At 44.7% G+C, this 14,536-nt stretch carries 13 protein-coding genes and 1 tRNA gene; 7 read left to right on the forward strand and 7 right to left on the reverse strand.

The genetic code is table 11. The features are described from left to right. The first annotated feature begins 57 nt into the window (after positions 1-57). Both QHH00_01270 and QHH00_01275 read left to right on the forward strand, forming a co-directional pair. Positions 58-1,986: a peptidase U32 family protein gene (locus QHH00_01270; protein ID MDH7508015.1), complete on the forward strand. Its 1,929-nt coding sequence runs from the start codon at positions 58-60 to the stop codon at positions 1,984-1,986. A gap of 113 nt (positions 1,987-2,099) precedes the next feature. Next, a complete protein-coding gene (locus tag QHH00_01275; protein MDH7508016.1) occupies positions 2,100-2,597 on the forward strand; it encodes a hypothetical protein in 498 nt (165 codons plus the stop codon). A 538-nt stretch (positions 2,598-3,135) separates the two neighbouring features. On the opposite strand, the gene QHH00_01280 is transcribed toward QHH00_01275, so the two are convergent. The 5 genes from QHH00_01280 to QHH00_01300 all read right to left on the reverse strand — a co-directional run bounded on the left by QHH00_01280 (position 3,136) and on the right by QHH00_01300 (position 6,564). Continuing rightward, complete coding sequence (locus tag QHH00_01280; protein MDH7508017.1) at positions 3,136-3,477, reverse strand: hypothetical protein; 342 nt, start codon at positions 3,475-3,477, stop codon at positions 3,136-3,138. 149 nt (positions 3,478-3,626) lie between these two features. After that, positions 3,627-4,859, reverse strand: coding sequence for a 2,3-bisphosphoglycerate-independent phosphoglycerate mutase (locus QHH00_01285; GenBank protein MDH7508018.1), 1,233 nt, complete (start codon positions 4,857-4,859; stop codon positions 3,627-3,629). Between the two features lie 48 nt (positions 4,860-4,907). After that, positions 4,908-5,294, reverse strand: a complete 387-nt coding sequence (locus tag QHH00_01290) for a hypothetical protein (protein ID MDH7508019.1) — start codon at positions 5,292-5,294, stop codon at positions 4,908-4,910. A gap of 600 nt (positions 5,295-5,894) precedes the next feature. Then, a tRNA-Leu gene (locus QHH00_01295) sits at positions 5,895-5,979 on the reverse strand. 126 nt (positions 5,980-6,105) lie between these two features. Beyond that, positions 6,106-6,564 carry an RNA-binding domain-containing protein gene (locus QHH00_01300; GenBank protein MDH7508020.1) on the reverse strand — a complete coding sequence of 153 codons (459 nt, stop codon included), beginning with the start codon at positions 6,562-6,564 and terminating at the stop codon, positions 6,106-6,108. Between the two features lie 186 nt (positions 6,565-6,750). Between QHH00_01300 and QHH00_01305 the strand changes: the two genes are divergently transcribed. The 4 genes from QHH00_01305 to QHH00_01320 are packed head-to-tail and all read left to right on the forward strand — an operon-like array spanning position 6,751 to position 9,675. After that, positions 6,751-7,302 (forward strand): 2-oxoacid:acceptor oxidoreductase family protein, encoded by a 552-nt coding sequence (locus QHH00_01305; protein MDH7508021.1) that lies wholly within the window; start codon positions 6,751-6,753, stop codon positions 7,300-7,302. A 2-nt stretch (positions 7,303-7,304) separates the two neighbouring features. Next, positions 7,305-7,592, forward strand: coding sequence for a 4Fe-4S binding protein (locus QHH00_01310; protein ID MDH7508022.1), 288 nt, complete (start codon positions 7,305-7,307; stop codon positions 7,590-7,592). After that, complete coding sequence (locus QHH00_01315) at positions 7,589-8,776, forward strand: hypothetical protein (GenBank protein MDH7508023.1); 1,188 nt, start codon at positions 7,589-7,591, stop codon at positions 8,774-8,776. The genes QHH00_01310 and QHH00_01315 overlap by 4 nt, the downstream gene beginning before the upstream one ends. Then, positions 8,770-9,675, forward strand: a complete 906-nt coding sequence (locus tag QHH00_01320; protein ID MDH7508024.1) for a thiamine pyrophosphate-dependent enzyme — start codon at positions 8,770-8,772, stop codon at positions 9,673-9,675. The genes QHH00_01315 and QHH00_01320 overlap by 7 nt, the downstream gene beginning before the upstream one ends. Before the next feature lie 219 nt (positions 9,676-9,894). Here the strand turns inward: QHH00_01320 and QHH00_01325 are convergent, their stop codons facing one another. Continuing rightward, positions 9,895-10,704, reverse strand: a complete 810-nt coding sequence (locus QHH00_01325) for a hypothetical protein (GenBank protein MDH7508025.1) — start codon at positions 10,702-10,704, stop codon at positions 9,895-9,897. Between the two features lie 92 nt (positions 10,705-10,796). After that, on the reverse strand, positions 10,797-11,243 hold the full coding sequence (locus QHH00_01330; GenBank protein ID MDH7508026.1) for a ribbon-helix-helix domain-containing protein: 447 nt from the start codon (positions 11,241-11,243) through the stop codon (positions 10,797-10,799). Positions 11,244-11,519: 276 nt separating this feature from the next. Here QHH00_01330 and leuS point away from each other — a divergent pair, with 276 nt between their 5' ends. Next, positions 11,520-14,402, forward strand: a complete 2,883-nt coding sequence (gene leuS, locus QHH00_01335; GenBank protein MDH7508027.1) for a leucine--tRNA ligase — start codon at positions 11,520-11,522, stop codon at positions 14,400-14,402. The last annotated feature ends 134 nt before the right edge of the window (positions 14,403-14,536 follow it).

A 14,536-nucleotide genomic window follows, 5' to 3' on the forward strand; every position in this document is an offset into this window, starting at 1 on the left:
ATGTAATACGCGGTTACCGCAGGAAGAGAATTATAAATCAACGACATACGTGGGATTGTGCCTGAGCTCGTAGCACCTGCTGGTTCAAAAGACTCACTCAAGGCTGCAATCCTCGGAGGTGCTGATGCAGTCTATCTCGGCGGAAAAAGATTCGGTGCTAGGAGATTGGCAGAGAACTTTACTCCTGGAGAACTGAAAGCTGCGGTTCGAATCGCCCATGACAATAACGTCAAAGTCTTTGCAACTGTGAATACCCTCATCAAAGAAAAGGAGCTCTCCGCCGTCCTCTCCCATGTCGACTTTCTCGTGTCCATCGACATTGATGCGATTATCATCCAGGATCGAGGGCTTTTGCAGCTGATTAGCGATAATTTTTCAATACCTATTCATGCCTCAACGCAGATGGGTATCCATTCGCCTGAATGTGCCGCTTGGGCAAAGGCCAATGGGATTAGTAGAGCGATTTTGGCAAGAGAATTGACATTCTCCGAACTGAAAAAATTAAGGGAAGATACGGACATAGAACTCGAGATTTTTGTCCACGGCGCGTTGTGTTATTCGTATTCGGGTCAGTGCCTCTTCTCTAGCTTACTCGGCGGACGGAGCGGTAACAGAGGGATGTGTGCACAGCCCTGCCGAAAAATGTACAAGATTGGCAACATGGAAGGTTACATGTTGAGTACCGCGGACCTTTGCGCCATCGACAATTTACCACACTTAATGAAAATCGGAATCGATGCTTTCAAAATCGAAGGGAGGATGAGAAGTCCAGTGTATGTTTATCTGGCATCAAGAATCTATTCAAACGCAATCGCCCGGATAGAAAAAGGAGAAGAGGAGATCATTACCGCGAGGGAGAGAGAGTTACTCGAAACTGTTTTCAATCGAGGATTCACCACTGGATATCTTGATAAGGAACAGATAATGCAGAGGGATTTTCCAGACTCTAGGGGTTTACCACTCGGCACAGGCACGGTGATGAGAGGAGTCCTCCGAATCAAATCTGAATCGATACAGAAGGGCGACGGAATCACTCTATACAAAGACGGAAAGAAAATCGGTGGCTTCGAGGTGGGGCGTATCGGGAAAAGTAGCAATGGATACATTCTGGTTCCGCCATTTAATCTACAAGATGGGGATTATTTTATTTACAAAACGAAAGACCGGGAATTTCCGAAAATTCAAAAAATGATAGAATCGTTCCCGTTCAAGCCAGAAAGAGCAGAGGAAAGACTTGCGAAGCTTGATCTACCTTATAGACGGAGAGAGAAGTCTGAGTGCGAATTGTCCTTTTATATTTCGTCTCTAAAATCGCTCCAGAAGATACTTCCATATGCCACGAGAGTCTATTTTGAATGGAACAAACAGTTCAACGACGCAAAGCGTCTTTGTGAGGATCGGGGAATTGAAATTGTTCTAATGATGCCGAGAATCTCGACGGCAGTGCCAGAAACGCATGAGGAGTCTCTAATGGTATGTACATTGGGGCAGGCTCATAAGTACTCCGATAAGAAACTTTATGGTCATTATTCCCTCAACTTCTTTAATAGCCTCACGATTCCAAAATTGTATCAGTATACGCTCTCCGTTGAATTGAATAGAGACGAAATAAGAGAAACTGCAGAGCATTATTTTGGAAGGCTAGAGATTCTTGCTTTCGGAAAAATCGAACTTATGGTGACGAAAGATCCCACGATCCCCGAAGGAATACTGGTTGACGAGCGAGGGAAGAAATTCGAAGTCTACCGCGATAACCATGGACTCACGCACATTCTCAATTCCGATGACCTAATCCTTCTTGATTATCTCGACGAAATTACGGAAATAGGGATCGACTCGATTGGAATCGATTTGAGAAGGAGAGATTCTGAACTTTGCGAGCTCATCGGCAGGGCGTTCTACGAAAAGAGGGTAGAATTGAAGGATGAGATCAAAAGAAGGTGCAAATCCATCACTCATGGTCACTATTTGAGAGGTGTCTTATAGCCCAATTCTTACCGAGCTCTTAAACCTCGGATGCTGACGAGATATACGAGATATAATTGTAGTGTCAAGAAAAAAAGGCAGGGTTTAGATCATAAAAAGGTCGGGGAATGATGATGCGATCATTGAAAAACGATCATTTCTATTCCATCAAAGAGCATAACGTATTGAGATTGAACAGAGATTCCCAAGCAATCGGGAGTTTTTTTGAAGTCCTACTGAGTCTGATGATCGTAACGGTTGGAATCGTCATTCTATCCGGCGTCATTTTGTCAGGTATAGAAGATTTTGCTGAGTCGGAAGATGACATGGAGAGGGCGCCTGAAAGGATTTGTGAACAATTCTTCTCAGATGACCGATTTTTCAATGAAAATAAAATGCTGGTTATTCCTCCACTCTATAATCTCTCCTCGGTGATCTACGATCCTAGCGGCGCCAACGGCTATAGCATCACTCTCGTCGATATAACGAACCAAGAGAGAACTCTTACTCTTTTGAAGTATGGTGATATCCCTGATGCGCCCGATTCGTTTTTCTACGCCACCTACCCCGTAAGCCTTTCATATCCATCTGAGAAAGTTGGTGCGGGTCTCGTCATAATCGGAGTGTGGTAAAATCAAGCACAAGGTTGAAGCGCAAGCACTGATCTTTGACGCCCTGCTCTTTCTTGTGGTATGCGTGATGATTTCCCTTTCAATATCCAATTTTGCGCTCAGGACTGAAGATGAACAATCTGACTACCTGCAGAGATATACCGAGAATGCGCACCACGTATTACTCATGACGACCGTTGACATCTCCAGTTTTGAAGCATCTGACCTCACCAGAAACAAGTCTCTGAGTATCGCTCACATCTCAGCCCATATTCTGATGAACGGGCTTGGAGAAAATGATACAAAAGTGCTTTATTTTAAATCAATTGCTTGCCACCTTCTTGATCGGTTATTGCCCGCATACCTGGATTATCAATGGAGTGTAAAATGTAGCGGCCACTCATTCGTCGTGTCGTCCGATTATACTGACGATGTGAAAACAAGCAAGTTTGCATCATTCATAGAAGTCTCGGTGAATGAAGGGTCGGACCTCGTCTCTTTTTGCCTTCTTACCTGGATTTCTGGCCAGATGGGTCAAATAAGCTCGTCACCCGATGGGCTATTTCCCCCTGATCATTCCCCTTGCCTCTTTAGTAGTCTTAGCCAATTCTAGATACTGGAAAATGAAGGCAGCAAAGATCGAGACGAAAATCAGTGCAACAAGGAATTCCGATGGAATCGCCTTCAAGAAATTGAGAAATGAAAAAAGAGCGTGATCTCGCGCAATGAAATCGAGTAAAAGAATAATGGCAACGAGACTGAAAAGATAAGATAGCCATCCGAAGACTGTAGTCTTGACACGAATTACTTTGCACTGAGCACCGCAAACCTCACATTTCTCTCGTGAGTACCAATTCTTAGGCCTAAGGATCTTACAATCAGGGCAATAACAGAATTTCATAATCGCACAATCATGTCTATCAATCACTTCGTATTTTCCATTTTTGCCTCTTTCAAGGGGAGTAAATTGATAGGCGAATACGACCGATTCTTTTTCTCAATTTGAGATCGCTCTCCAATTATTCCTAGATTGAATTGGTCAATAAGCTGTTACGCGCCAAACTTTTTCGACCGGTTGGCTTTATCAAGAAGGATCGGCATCAGATCTTTTCCGCGGATCCTCCCCAGGCCCCCCTCAAGGAATGAGGGTTCATCAAACTGCTCGACAGCATCTCTGATTCCGGACTCACAATATATTGTCACAGGAACTGGATCTCCACTGTGATCTCTGATTTCAACAGGAGAGCAATGATCCGCAAGGATCGCGACGACAGTATCCGATGGAATGGATGTCCTCAGATAACCTATCATCGAGTCGACCCGTTCGATTATTTCGATTTTTTTGCGGGCATCACCGTCATGGGAAGCGATATCAGTCGCCTTCACGTTAAGGAGGACGAGGTCTTTTGATTCAAGCAGCTCGGCAACGCGTTCTGCCTTCGCTATCATGTTTGTATCGATACCGCCCGTGGCACCTGGAACATTTGCCACTTCCATGCCACAGATCCTGCATATCCCCTTTACGAGAGAAACCCCTGCAACGCAAGCTGCAGACACTCCCCATTTTTCTTCTAGCCGCTGGATATCAGGAAAGGTGCCAGCCCCTCGAGGCAAAATGACGTTTGCTTCGGGTTTTCCTTCCTCTTTCCTCTTCAAATTAACAGGATGGGTCCTCAGTATCTTCCTAGATTCTTCAACAAAAGTATTCACGATCCTTGCGGTTTTCGCTGCTTCTGGGACGAGCGGCTTGCATTCCTGGATCTGTGAGCTTTCATGCGGATCCACATCTGTTACAAATGGCGATAGCCCCTCCCCCCTCAAGAGCAAGACAGCCCTGTGCTCGGTCGCCTCCTTAACAATAACTTGGACATCCTCTATTCTCAAATTTGAAAGAGAAGAGATGAGTTCTGTCGTTTCTGGTTGCTTTATCCTTCCCGCCCGCCTATCAACGATATTTCCCTGTTGATCAATTGTGGCAAAATTGCAGCGGAATGCGATATCCCCTTTTTGCCCGACCAGTCCGATTCCTGCGGCTTCGAAAGGCCCTCTTCCTGTGTAGACCTGATAAGGATCATATCCTAATATCGCTAAATGAGAAGTGTCACTACCTGGTCTAATGCCCGGAGCGATGATGTCTATAAGTCCGTTCACACCGTTTTCAGCATACCAATTAAGATTTGGCCGCTTCGCGCATTGCAAAGGTGTTCTCCAATTGAGTTCTCTGACAGCCCTGTCACCCATGCCATCAATAACCACAATGAGGATCTTCCTCTGAGGATGCATTACTATCGATGGGGTATTCGTTCGGATATAGAAAAATATCACCAATTATTAGACAGCGACCTCTGGTCGTTCTCGAGACCAAACTGTATCTGGAAGTGTGTCATATATGTTGACAATTTCATCCTTTGTGGCGGTCAGTTTCCGAGCTTCATGTAGAATCTCTTCAATATTTAGTTCCCAGTAAAAGATTCTCCAACTCCTACCATTCGGGAGAATTGTTTCCTCCCAATTTGTCTTCAATAATTTGAGATCTTGCAGGAAGTAAAATAGACGGCGATCTTCCTGATCTAGGATATTATCTATTACGACCTCCCCATAACCGAAGTAATTAAGGATACGTAGCGCTAGCTCCTTAGCCATCTGCCCATTCACGCCGACCTTGCTTGCGATGACTTTTGCTAGTATCTCTGGAGCAATGGGGGGGTTTTCGGTCATAATCATATTAAAAATTATTCTGGGGCTTCTGATATAAATAGATTGCCTCGAAACAATTTTGTCGATCCGATTGATCTGGAGCTGAATAACACGGAAAGCCAGTATCTCTCAAAATAAAGAAATATTTCATTTAATGTCGTAAACCGTATGTTGGTTGCAGGGCATAAGGAACGATTATTAGTGGCGATAGAAACTCGCATAAGGCGATCCGATTTATAATATCCCTAGTAATGCCTGACAGTCCACAAGAAACGCCGAGATCTCTCTGCAATCCTTCACTTTGTGCAATTTGAAAAGACCGATTACGATAAGTGCTAGATGATAAGACCCTCCGACAATGAAAACGTCAGTACCCCGTTTTGGTAGCCTATGATCAGCATATTCATTGACACAAATTGTGCTCACAATGCCACAGGCAAGCGCCATTTCTTAACTATTCATATTATTCGAATCAGTTCGCCAATATCGAATCATAACGAATGTCATTTCCTTAACCAAAAATGTTCAATTTATGAGAATTTGGAATTTTCACTCACACAAGCAAACTTGGAGGAATGAAGACACTGAATGTACGCAGAATATTTCGTATAATTCAAAAGGTGCAGGGGGTGCGATTTGAACGCACGGACCCCTTCGGGACAAGGTCCTAAGCCTTGCGCCGTTGGCCAGGCTTGGCTACCCCTGCGTCACGGCTGGATGTGTTCATAAGTATATAAGCTCTTAGCGACAGTGGGTCAAAGACAGAATTGAAGTTCCATCATCGAATATGAAACCCCTTATTGTATTATTCATGGAGTCACTGGTTGAGATATTAATTAGTCTGCGAACTTGAATTCGATGATTTCTTTTTAATCAACGACTCGAAGTATTCCCTGGCCGCATTGATCGCGCGCTCGTAAGTACTAGGATAAGCTTTTGCTTTTCCCTTGACAGCGATTACATCCTCACCATCCGTTAGAACAAGTTGTTCGTGATATGCGAGCTGCTTATCAAATCTGAAATAGACAAATCCCTCATCATCCATTCTCCGTTCCAATGTATCAATAATCTTTTTCAGATCGCCCAGACTCAGTCTATTAAGAAATGCATCAATTTCAGATTTTTTTCTCAGAATTGATTCGAGAATTGTGATGGGATTGCCATGATAGCCAGTTGACAATGATCGCTTGAACTCCTTTGTACCCGAAACAAATTGCAGGGCTTTAATGACTTTATTCTCGTCTTCTGTAGCATTTACGAAGACTCTAAAAAAAAGACTATGGAATACCATCGTCCCAACATTTGCAAGAATAGTATTATTTCTTTTTGATGAGATGTGTGATAACTCAGGGCGGTTCAAAAAAAGTGAAAACCGTATCGACATCAACGGAAAACGAGTGCTAATAAATGGCACGGATATGAAAAATGTGGAAAATGCTTATAATCACAAAGAAACTTGACCGCCTTGGTGTAATAAATGATCGAAATCCGCATTCATGGACGAGGCGGTCAAGGAGCCGTTGTGGCTTCCGAGATTCTCGCCCGCGCTGCCGTCAAAGATGGCATGCGAGTTGCAGCTTTTCCATTCTTTGGGGTGGAAAGGCGAGGCGCACCAGTAACAGCTTTCTGCAGAATTGATGAAAAACCTATCAGAATTCATGCTGGCATCTATGAACCAGATTATGTGATCGTTCTTGATCCGAAACTCATGGAATTCGTCGATGTATGTCAGGGATTGAAGCAAAATGGCGAGATATTGATGAACACGATAAGAAGCAAAGAAGAACTCGGAATCAACAAGCCCAACAAGACGTGGACTGTTGATGCCACTGGTATTGCATTGAAGCACGGACTCGGGAGCGAAACCGCTCCAATTGTCAACACTGCGATCGTTGGAGCATTTGTGCGAATCTTTCCAAAGATATCACTCGATTCTGTTTTGAAGAGCATCGAGGAAGCTGCCCCGACCAAAAAAGAAGCAAATGTCGCTGCTGCCAAAGAGGCCTATTATATGGTCAAGGAGGCGTAATAATGGTGGAAATGCCGAAGACATATAAGGATCTACCCTCTACACCGATCACATTTTTCACTACAGAGGACAACAAAACCGGTACCTGGCGGACGATCAGACCAGTCATCGACAAGGAGAAATGTACGAGATGCTACATCTGCTGGAAATTCTGCCCCGATTTAAGCATCGAAGTCGAAAAAGAAGGCGATTATCCTAGCGTCGATTACGATCACTGCAAAGGGTGCGGGATTTGCGCTAACGAATGTCCCTCTGATGCGATTACGATGGAAAAGGAGATGGGAAAATGATAGAAGTGATGACAGCCAATTATGCGGCTGCGTACGCTGTTAAGCTAGCTCGAGTTGGAGTAATTGCCGCTTACCCAATTACGCCTCAGAGCAGTATTTCTGAGAAACTAGCGGAAATGTATGTTAAGGGAGAGCTCTCAGGCAAGTATTTTTTGGTCGAAAGTGAGCATAGCGCAATGTCAATGCTCATCGGCGCTTCGTACGCTGGGGCAAGAACATTCACCGCGACGTCATCACACGGTCTCGCCCTGATGCATGAAATGCTGTTCTGGGCAGTTGGTGCGAGAAGACCGATCGTCATGGCGGTCGTGGCGCGGGCACTTGCTCCCCCATGGAACATATGGGGAGACCATATGGATGTGATGAGCGAACGGGATACAGGTTGGATGCAGTTCTTTTGCGAGAACAATCAAGAAACACTCGACACGATCCTCATGGCGTATAAGATCTCTGAAGATCGGTCAGTGATGTTGCCCTCAATGGTCATCGAGGACGGTTTCATTCTTTCCCACACCTATGAAGCAGTCGATATTCCAGATCAGGATGAAGTCGATGATTTTCTCCCGCCATTCGATCCAGAATGGAAAATCGATTTCGACGATCCAAGGAGATTCGGTGGTCTCACAATGCCAGACTGGTGGTCAGAATTCAGGTATAGGATTGCACTTGATCAAGAGGTAGCGAAGAAGAAAATTGTGGAAGTCGATAAAGAATTTGAAAGAAGATTCGGCAGGAGCTATGGAGGTCTTGTAGAATTTTACAACTGCGATGATGCAGAAGTGGCCCTCGTTCTAGCTGGGTCTGCAGTCGGCACGGCAAAAGAAGTTTCCGATAAGATGCGTGAGAGAGGGAAGAAGGTCGGTGTCGTCAAACTCAAGACCCTTAGACCCTTCCCGGCTGAGGAGCTAAAGAAACTCAATGATATGGTACCCGTAGTCGGCGTGTTCGATAGGAGCTATACATTCGGATACGGCGGCGCATTGTACTCAGAAGTGAAGAACGGAATTTATGTCCCAGGTGGAGAAGTCCTTGTCAAAGACTATGTTGGTGGGATGGGTGGTAAAGACTTTACGCCGAAGAACATGGAGTTTATCTTTGAAGACCTCCTCAAGATCAAAAAGGAAGGGAAAGTGGATAGGATGGTCGAATGGATTAATATAAAAGATGGAACGGGGAGGTGGTAGATATCCCCAAATTTACGATTCCAAAAGAAGAATATGTATGTAAAGGACACAGTGCATGTCCTGGTTGTGGGACTCCGCTTGCCTTTCGTTACACCTTAAAGGCCCTTGGCAAGCGAACAGTACTGAATATCCCTGCGGGTTGCGGTGGCGTCATACTTGGTATCTGGCCGAGTTATGCCCTGAAAGTTCCTGTCGTTGACAATGCATTTGAGTGCACAGCGGCCGTAGCCGATGGTATAAGGGCTGGATTCGATGTACTCGGTGTCAAGGATGCATATGTTGTAGGATGGGCTGGCGATGGCGGGACGGTCGACATCGGTCTTCAGGCGCTTTCTGCTGCAGTTGACCGCAATGCAGACATCATCTATGTCATGCTAGACAATGAAGCATACATGAATACTGGGATTCAGAAAAGTGGTTGCACTCCGATAGGTGCGTGGACGACGACAACCCCAGTCGCCGATGGAAAAGGTTGGAACAGAACTCCAAAGAAGAGGATCATGGAAATGCTCGTTGCTAATGGGATCGCATACGGGGCGACCGTCAACGTTGCGTATCCAGAGGACTTCATTGCGAGGCTGAGAGAGGCGAAAGACATCAAAGGTACGAAATTCATTCATGTCTTAGCTCCGTGCACACCGGGCTGGCGTATTGATCCTAGAAAGAGCATCGAAGTCGCGAGACTTGCAACACAGACTGGGATCTTTCCGCTCTATAAAGTAGAGAATGGAAAATACTCATTGACGAAAGAGATCAAGAATAGGAAACCCGTTCGAGAATATCTGATGATCCAGGGAAGATTCAGACATCTTTCAGAAGAAGCGATCAACGAGATACAAAAACTCGTCGATGAGGAATACGCGCGTCTCCTCAAGAAAATCAAGGACACAAATGAATAAACCGCGTGGCTACGTCAATATTCCTCTTTCAATATTCCTTCTCTTTTTTTAGCACTCATCCATTTCCCAAAATCTGAACCCAATCCAAGACACTAATTCCTCCAGATCTTGCTCACTTTCCCCTCAGACTTGAACCTTTATTTGATTGATTCAGTCGTGACTCGGCCATCACTATCTCGAGCAGACCAGTCCTGTTTAAACCTTGTTCAAACGAAACGGTCAATTCGAAACGAATTTGGCATTTGCGTTGCCAAATGGGTCTGGTTCACATCCGTTTCCAACAGCAGCGTGGATCAGTTCGGCTTCTGGGATCTTCTTTTGGGAGAGTTCTTCAGCTTCTTCTTCATCGATATCCTCAAGCATTTCCTCAATATCTGATGCGATCTGAGTTATGAATGATTCACTGATTTTCGTGCATACCGATTCAATTATCTTGATAATGCTACGCTCCATGATAGAAAAGCTCTCCCATGCAGGTATGTCACCCGCAATTTCGAGAAGCTTGTCATTATCTAGAACTAGTGTGGTCTCGGCAACTTCTTTGAGCTTTTTGATACCTTCAACCGCTTTTTTCCGGCATTCTTTTTCATGGGAAAACGGGTTGATCGCAATAGCAAATGTTACAGCATCCAGTTCTTTTGCCACCTCGGCGACAACAGGTGCAGCGCCAGTGCCAGTTCCACCTCCCATCCCAGCTATGATGAACACGATATCGCTGCCCTTCAATACTTCTCGTAGAGTCTCTCGAGCACATTCTGCACAGTATTCTCCGACTTCAGGAAATCCACCAGCCCCTTTGCCATACGTTACATCTTTGCCGATGAGGATTTTTTTATGTGCATCAATTGATTGTAGTTTCTTTTCATCTGTATTAACTGCGATCGTTTCAACGCTATTTTTGCAGTTCCAGTATACGCTGTTCACGATGTTATTCCCTGCCCCACCACATCCCACGACTGAAATTCTCGGCTCAATCATCCCTTTGCTGAGCATTGCCATTATTTGCTCAGTTTTCATCGTCTTATCCATACTTAATCGGCCTCCTTCCCGAAATCTGGAGATGATTTAGATTGGCCCAATGGCTTTGCAGTAACAAAGCCGTGCATCCCATCCCTTCTGGCCTATTCATCCCCAGTTTGATTCGATTTCCCCGCGAGAGGTCCAGAGTCCGGAACGATTTCCAGGGTCTCGCATTCGTTTTCATCCAGTCTCTTCTTGATTTCTTCGAGGAGCGATTTCGAAACGAACTCCCTTCTCACACACTCCTCAATCGCTTCGGATATGGAGTTATAGACACCCGCCCGAACAAGCCCCTCGATGACACGTAGGGCCAAGCGAGGGACCCTAATCATTACCTCTGTCCCCTGAGATCTGATCGCCTTGTCATCGTGTTTGCCCTCAATGAATGATCTTAGTGCGATTCTTGCTAGTTGGGATCTGCTCGTATACTCAGGATGCATCTTAAGGAACTCATCTAGGACCCTTAGTTCCTCTGAGCCTAGCCTGAGCGATATCCTTTCCTCATTCATTGAACGCCAGTCCTCTGTCCCACCACGGGCGTCATACATTATGACAAAAAAGATATTTATAGTTTGTTGCAAAAGTCATATTTTGTCATACTAATCATCCCAAGAAAACCGAAGCGCTTTTCTTCCCCCGATTCTCATTGATGTGAATGAGACAACGAAACAGTCCTTTGTGAGCTGAATTGGAGATACATATTTGGGGTCTACATCTTGATAATTCTTTGATCAAATGAAATTTCCAGTCGGCGGAGCTCCCGTCAGTACCTGTTATCGAAAATATCTTTTAAATCCTTCCGTATACCGTGCCAAAGGTATAACATGATTGACAACCTGACAGATATCGAGCGAAAATGGCAAGAAAGATGGTATGATGTGGGCATTAATGAGTCGGAACCTGATAACCGGCCGAAATTTATGATCATCTTCGCTTATCCTGGTGTAACTGGATATTTGCATGTAGGGCATCTGAGAGGCTATACGTATGTAGATGCGATCGCGCGTTATATGCGAATGAATGGATACAATGTCTTGTTTCCCGTTGGAACCCATGCAACGGGCAACGGTGCAATTAGTCTGGCAAAGAAGATAAAAGCACGCGATAAGGCGACCCTCGAGTATATGTTCGCAAACGGGTGTCCAGAATCTGAAATCAATAATCTGGAGGATCCGATCAAAGTCGTTCACTTCTTTAATGATGTTTATATTAACCAGTACTGGAAAAGATTTGGTTTTCTTGCTGACTGGCGTCGTTTCACATGCACGATATATCCTGATTATCAAAAATTCATTCAATGGCAGTTCCGTAAGCTGATGGCGAAAGGGCTCTTGATCCAGAAGCCCTATTTTGCTCCGGCTTGTATTGAATGCGGTCCTGTAGCTGTGGACCCATCCGAGACAGATCTCCAGAAAGGGGGGAGGGCGGAGATCGTTGAATATACCCTTCTTAAGTTCAAATGTGGCGAACTGTTTCTCGTGGCAGCAACGCTTCGTCCTGAGACCGTATTTGGGCAGACTAATTTTTGGGTCAATCCAGATGTCGAATATGTAAAAGTCAGGAACAATAATGAGATCTGGGTCATAAGCAGACCTTCCTTTGAAAAGATGAAATACCAAAAAGAAGGGCTTGAGATTATTGGTACTATCGGCGGAAAAGAACTCGTAGGGAAGAAATGCATCGCTCCAATGATCCACAGGGAGATTATGGTTCTCCCAGCAAAATTCTGTGACCCCTCAGTTGGTACAGGCTTAGTCACGAGCGTTCCATCCGATGCCCCAGATGACTGGATAGCGTTAAAAGAACTACAAGAAGACGAGACTTCGCTATCTGAATACGGTCTCGACCCTGCTGAAATCCGAAAAATCAAGCCGATTCCGATCATCGATATCGATGGCTGGGGACCGTTACCCGCAGTCGAGATTGTTGAGAAGATGGGTATTGAGAGAAGTGGTGACACAAGGCTCGAAGAAGCAAAGAAGATCGTGTACCGCGACGGATTCCACAAAGGAAAGATGAATGACAATTGTGGTCAATATGCTGGATTACCGGTTCAGAAAGCAAAAGAGCTCATGCGCGATGAAATGGTCTCAAATGGTGAAGCTGAACTGTTTTACGATCTATCTGAAGAAGTGATCTGCAGGTGTGGAAAGCCTGTTGTGATCAAGAAAGTCCCAGATCAATGGTTCATTGATTATGGCAACAAGACGTTGACAGAGGACAGCAAGAGACATGCAAGAACTATGCATATCCTTCCTCCAGAATACTATGCAAATATACAAAATGTTCTAGACTGGTTCCGTGAGAGGGCATGCGTTAGACAGGGTAACTGGCTAGGTACGAGATTCCCATTTGACGAGAAATGGATAATTGAGGCAATCTCAGACTCCACACTTTATCCAATTTATTATCTTGTTTCAAAGTACGTAAATGAAGGATCGTTAAAGACAGAACAATTGACTGAGGATTTTTTTGACTACGTCTTCCTCGGTGAAGGCGATGTCGTAAGGGTTTCCGAAAAGACTGGTGTCGACCAAGAGCTTTTGAGAAGAATTAGAGAAGATGTCGAGTATTGGTATCCTCTCGATATTAACCTAGGCGGAAAGGAACATATGACTGTTCACTTTCCAGCTTTTCTAATGAACCATGTTGGAATTCTCCAAGAAAAATATTGGCCACGGGGAATATTTGTCAATTGGTACATCACAGGAAAACTTGGCAAGATATCAAAATCAAAAGGAGGTGCGGAACCGATCCCAGGCGCAGCGGAACGATTCGGCGTTGATACGATGAGATTATACTATGCACACATTGCTTCGCCATTTGCGGACGTCGAGTGGGATGAGGGGACGCTCGAGAATTACAAGAGCAGAATCGATCGGATTCTTAAAACGATCGAGGAATTGAGAAATCTCGATGGAATGGGGGACTTCAAACACATTGATCGATGGATGCTATCGAGATTGAATTCGAGGATCAGGGCCGTTCGGGAAGGGATGAGAGATTATGATCTTCGACGACTGGCCAATGAAGTATATTTTGAGATGATCAACGATATTCGATGGTACCTCCGAAGGGGAGGTAAAAACCGAAAACTCATCAATCGAGTTTTGGATGCCTGGATAAGAATGATGGCTCCGATCACCCCGCATATCGCTGAGGAATTGTGGGAGAATTCTGGTAAAGAATGTTTTGTCTCGACATCGAGTTTTCCAAATGTCATTGAGGAGGAAATCAGGCCAGATATTGAAGAAGCTGAGGAATATCTTAAATCGATAATTTCCGATATCAACGAAATACTCGATGTGACTGGCATAACGCCTAGACATATTCGATTATACACGTCACCGAAATGGAAGCTGCAAGTGCTTTCCATGGCAGTCGACCTGGCGAAGAGTAAAGAACTTTCGATCCCAGGTTTAATGAAAATGGTCATGAAGGATCAAGTCTTAAAAACTCATGGGAAAGAAGCTTCGGATTTCGCACGAAAAACTGCAGAAGCACTTCTTAAGTGCTCAAGTGATGATTTGGATCGATTTAAAGTTGAATTCGATGAATTCGATTTTCTCAACGAGGCTGCGCAATTCCTTAAGGATGAGTTCGGCTGCGAGATTTCAGTTCACTCCGCTGACGATCCGAACGCACCAGATCCTCAGAAGAAAGCCAGATTGGCAGTTCCGCGAAGACCAGCGATCTATGTCGAGTGAGCTTTTATTGTGAGAAGTTGAATGAGTTTTCGAGGCTTCGTAGTTCCTTCTCTGATTAACGAGTCAAATCTCTTCTTTTGATTTTGGTTAACCAAATCAAAAGTCGTGGATCATTACTGAAATATAATGACCTC

The sequence above is a fragment of the Methanomassiliicoccales archaeon genome (assembly GCA_029907465.1).
In the GTDB taxonomy this organism is placed as follows: Archaea; Thermoplasmatota; Thermoplasmata; order Methanomassiliicoccales; family JACIVX01; genus JACIVX01.

Excerpts from the sequence above, each read along its gene's own strand:
- QHH00_01325 (MDH7508025.1), bottom strand. The coding sequence starts at position 10,704 with ATGGATAAGACGATGAAAACTGAGCAAATAATGGCAATGCTCAGCAAA.
- QHH00_01275 (MDH7508016.1), top strand. The coding sequence starts at position 2,100 with ATGCGATCATTGAAAAACGATCATTTCTATTCCATCAAAGAGCATAAC.
- QHH00_01290 (MDH7508019.1), bottom strand. The coding sequence starts at position 5,294 with ATGACCGAAAACCCCCCCATTGCTCCAGAGATACTAGCAAAAGTCATC.
- QHH00_01305 (MDH7508021.1), top strand. The coding sequence starts at position 6,751 with ATGATCGAAATCCGCATTCATGGACGAGGCGGTCAAGGAGCCGTTGTG.
- QHH00_01315 (MDH7508023.1), top strand. The coding sequence starts at position 7,589 with ATGATAGAAGTGATGACAGCCAATTATGCGGCTGCGTACGCTGTTAAG.
- QHH00_01300 (MDH7508020.1), bottom strand. The coding sequence starts at position 6,564 with ATGGTATTCCATAGTCTTTTTTTTAGAGTCTTCGTAAATGCTACAGAA.
- leuS (MDH7508027.1), top strand. The coding sequence starts at position 11,520 with ATGATTGACAACCTGACAGATATCGAGCGAAAATGGCAAGAAAGATGG.
- QHH00_01330 (MDH7508026.1), bottom strand. The coding sequence starts at position 11,243 with ATGTATGACGCCCGTGGTGGGACAGAGGACTGGCGTTCAATGAATGAG.
- QHH00_01285 (MDH7508018.1), bottom strand. The coding sequence starts at position 4,859 with ATGCATCCTCAGAGGAAGATCCTCATTGTGGTTATTGATGGCATGGGT.
- QHH00_01280 (MDH7508017.1), bottom strand. The coding sequence starts at position 3,477 with ATGAAATTCTGTTATTGCCCTGATTGTAAGATCCTTAGGCCTAAGAAT.
- QHH00_01310 (MDH7508022.1), top strand. The coding sequence starts at position 7,305 with ATGGTGGAAATGCCGAAGACATATAAGGATCTACCCTCTACACCGATC.